Source organism: Romboutsia sp. (assembly GCF_035470145.1).
Taxonomy (GTDB): Bacteria; Bacillota; Clostridia; order Peptostreptococcales; family Peptostreptococcaceae; genus Romboutsia_D.
In genome coordinates this window covers 1-3,225 of sequence record NZ_DATIRC010000390.1, presented here as the reverse complement: position 1 = coordinate 3,225, position 3,225 = coordinate 1, and the positions used below count along the sequence as shown (strand labels likewise).

Here is a 3,225-nt window from a genome sequence, read left to right as displayed (position 1 = left end):
TTAATAGTGTTAATAAATAATATGATATAACAAGGAAAATTGTTACTTATCATTAAAATTATTTAATTTCATATCATTTATATTAAATAACTTTATAAGATTCAAGAAATATAATTCGTATATATGCGTACATTTTCACAGTACCCTAAAATAAAAACCCCGATTTTTTCAGCATTTTAACGAACTATATATTAAGTGATTCATAAAATCCTTCCCAATTTTTTTTCTGATGATTAAGACTTTTTTCGTTAAAAATATATATATATTTTGCATTAAAAGTCCTTCCAAATAAATTCCATTGATGCTTACCAACATCTCTTAAATTTGCTTTGATATTGTCTAAATCATTTTCTGAAATTAAAATACCATAACACTCTCTTAAACTATTGTATCCCTCTATTGACTTTTTAGAATTTTTATATTTTATTATACTTCCAAATAATGAATTTAATTTCTCATTATCTTTAGTATTATTAAAGATATTTGCATCTAGTTTAATATACTCTAAATTATCTATTAGCTCACAATGTATATAATTAGAATCCTTCTCATTTATATATATTTCTTTAGGATTCCAATAATCTTTAAATTCATTTAATAAGTTCTTTTGTTTTATATACATAATTTACCACCTCTATGTTTATTATTATACTTTTAATTTTTTTTATACTTACATTCGTAACTTTTATCATCACTTTTTGTTTTTTAATTAATATCTTTATGCAGGTGTCACGATCGCTGTACTTATTATATTTTTTTATTAGATATGATGTTCTAAATTTAATACTTATTTTACTCATATTTTCCTGTACAAACTCATAAGCTTCATTAAATAAATACTTCTAAAAAATGTATTTGTAAATAAATTTTAGTTAGTTGGTGATATATTGAGATTATTAAGAACTTATAGAAAACCTGTTAAATTAGAACTTTTGACAAGTATGCTTTTAATAGCAGCTACTGTATCTGCTCTTTTTATGTACAACAGTCCTTTAAGACATATATATATACATATATTTGAAGATACTTATATAATAGGAAATTTTTCGTTTCATATGCTTATAAATGACTTCTTAATGGCAATATTCTTTTTAGTTGCAGGACTTGAGATAAAACATGAAATATTTCATGGTAATTTATCTTCTTTTAAAAAAGCATCCTTTCCTGTCATAGCATCTTTAGGTGGGGTTATTGTCCCTGCTTTAGTATTTATACTTATAAATAAAGATACTCCTTTTTTAAGTGGTTTTTGTATCCCTATATCGACAGATATAGCTTTTGCAGTGGGAGTTTTTTTGGTTTTTGCAAAAAAACTCAACCCAGCTCTTAAAGTATTTTTACTTTCATTAGCTGTTGTAGATGATTTAGTATCTATACTTGCTATAGGACTTGTTTACTCAATGCATGTAAATTTTATTTGTTTAATAATTGCTTTTGTAATAGTATTATTACTTATTATAGCTAATAAAGTTTTTAAAGTTTATAGTGTTACATATTATTTATTGTCAGGTCTTTGTTTATGGTACTTTATATATTTAAGTGGAGTTCATTGTACAATAAGTGGCATACTTTTAGCTATAACTATCCCTACATCACACTCTACTGGTATAAGTACTCTTGAAAGGCTTCAAAGAATTTTAGTACCTTTTAATAGTTTAATTATTATACCGTTATTTGCATTTGCTAACACAGGTATATCACTTATATATAATATGGATATGTCTAGTGCCAACCCTTTATTTTATGGTATTGTACTAGGGCTTTGTGTAGGCAAACCTCTAGGTATTATGCTTTTTAGTTTTATTGGTTGTAAGTTGAAGCTCACTGAAAAACCTAATGGTATAAGTTGGATGGCTGTATTTTTAGTTTCATTGATTGCTGGAATTGGATTTACTATGTCTATATTTATATCAGAAATTGCTTTTGTTCATAATATAACCTTAGTTAATATTGCTAAGATATCAATTTTATTTTCTGCTTGTATATCAGTAATATCTAGTATATTTGTAATTAGTTTGTGCAATATTACATTTAGATTTAAAATGTGAAGTCGTAATTCTATTGTTGATAAACATTACATATCTTAAAGTTATAGCCCTAGACTATTATTTATAAGTTTAAGGCTATTTTATATTCATAAATATATTTAATTACAAAGCCTTAACTTAGACCTTGATTAAGATATATAACTATAATATACTTAAAAGTATTATCTAAGCTACGAAAAATTCGATTCGCTTATGTAGACCAAGTGTTTTTCTACACGAGGAGTAAATTATAAATTGAATCACAAGCTAACAAAGGAGATAAAAATGAGATTAAACAACTATATTAGCTCAACTGGAATATGTTCTAGAAGAGAAGCTGATAAGTTAATTCAGCAAAAAAAGGTATTGATAAACGGCAAAATAGCTCAAGTTGGTCAAACTGTAGAACCCGGAGATATTGTAAAGGTTAATGGTAAAAAATTAATTCAAAAGAAAAATGATGTATATATAGCTCTAAATAAACCTGTGGGTATTACATGTACGACAGAACGACATATAAAGGGAAATATTATTGATTATATAAATTATCCTGAACGTATTTTTCCTGTTGGAAGATTAGATAAGCCTTCAGAAGGTTTAATTATTCTTACTAATGATGGGTCTATTGTAAATAAAATTTTAAGATCTGAAAATAATCATGAAAAAGAATACGTGGTAACGGTTAATAAAAATATTACTCAAAGTTTTATAGAAGATATGAGTAATGGTGTTCGTATATTTAATCCTGTTACCAACAAACATGTCGTTACTAAAAAGTGTAAGGTTACTAAAGTTAATAATAGGACATTTAAAATAGTTTTATCACAAGGTTTAAACAGGCAAATACGTAGAATGTGTGATGCTTTTGGGTATGAGGTAATAAAGCTTCAAAGAGTTAGAATAATGGATTTGACACTTAAAGGTATTGCTCCTGGTAAATGGAGAAAGTTAACTCCTAAGGAAGTTGAAGGCCTTTTAAAATAGTTACTATAATTTACAAGTAAAAATATATATCCTTAGATGATATAATATATTTAGTTGTACAAAGGGGAATTTTGTATAAAACTAATATAATCCTAGGGGGCTTTAAATGAAAAACATTCTAGTAGGTGAGGATTTCATGTGTCCTGACTGTTATAGTACAAATTATAAAACTTTAACATCTGTTACTAATTCTACATATGAATATTGCACTGAT

The 3,225-nt window shown here is 25.8% G+C and carries 3 protein-coding genes; 2 read left to right on the top strand and 1 reads right to left on the bottom strand.

Going from position 1 to position 3,225, the window contains the following annotated elements; all coding sequences use genetic code 11:
* Window positions 1-184: 184 nt before the first annotated feature.
* Entirely contained in the window at window positions 185-622 is a 438-nt protein-coding gene (locus tag VLM92_RS15605; protein ID WP_325277245.1) for a hypothetical protein, read from the bottom strand.
* A gap of 265 nt (window positions 623-887) precedes the next feature.
* On the opposite strand from VLM92_RS15605, the gene nhaA reads away from it, so the two are divergent.
* On the top strand, window positions 888-2,048 hold the full coding sequence (nhaA, locus tag VLM92_RS15600; RefSeq protein ID WP_325277244.1) for a Na+/H+ antiporter NhaA: 1,161 nt from the start codon (window positions 888-890) through the stop codon (window positions 2,046-2,048).
* A 264-nt stretch (window positions 2,049-2,312) separates the two neighbouring features.
* Entirely contained in the window at window positions 2,313-3,011 is a 699-nt protein-coding gene (gene rluF / locus VLM92_RS15595) for a 23S rRNA pseudouridine(2604) synthase RluF (protein WP_325277243.1), read from the top strand.
* The last annotated feature ends 214 nt before the right edge of the window (window positions 3,012-3,225 follow it).